1 protein-coding gene is annotated in these 404 nt (G+C 67.1%); it reads right to left on the bottom strand.

Annotated elements, in window-relative coordinates:
• Positions 1-404: hypothetical protein (locus HMPREF2756_RS11255; RefSeq protein WP_210393520.1), on the bottom strand; the 404-nt coding region annotated here is incomplete at both ends.

The following is a 404-nucleotide window of genomic DNA, read 5'->3' as shown; positions in this document are numbered from 1 at the left end:
GACCAGGCTGTCCGGGGGTGCCAGGCTGACCAGGTTGTCCGGGGGTGCCAGGCTTACCGGGGGTCACGTTGCCACCGTTACCGCCAATGCCGTCGCCACCGTTGCCACCGTTGTTACCACCGGGGGTGCCAGGCTGTCCGGGCTGACCGGGCTGTCCGGAGGTACCGGGGGTCACGTTGCCACCGTTACCGCCAATGCCGTCGCCACCGTTGCCACCGTTGTTACCACCGGGGGTACCAGGCTGACCGGGGGTACCAGGGGTCACGTTACCGCCGTTACCGCCAATGCCATTACCGCCATTGCCACCGTTGTTACCACCGGGGGTGCCGCCCTGATCGGGAGTACCAGGCTGACCGGGCTGACCATTGTCACCAGTCTGACCCTGACCGCCCTGACCGGGAGTA

Source organism: Rothia sp. HMSC067H10 (assembly GCF_001810635.1).
In the GTDB taxonomy this organism is placed as follows: domain Bacteria; phylum Actinomycetota; class Actinomycetes; order Actinomycetales; family Micrococcaceae; genus Rothia; species Rothia dentocariosa.
This window is presented reverse-complemented; position numbering and strand designations above follow the sequence as displayed.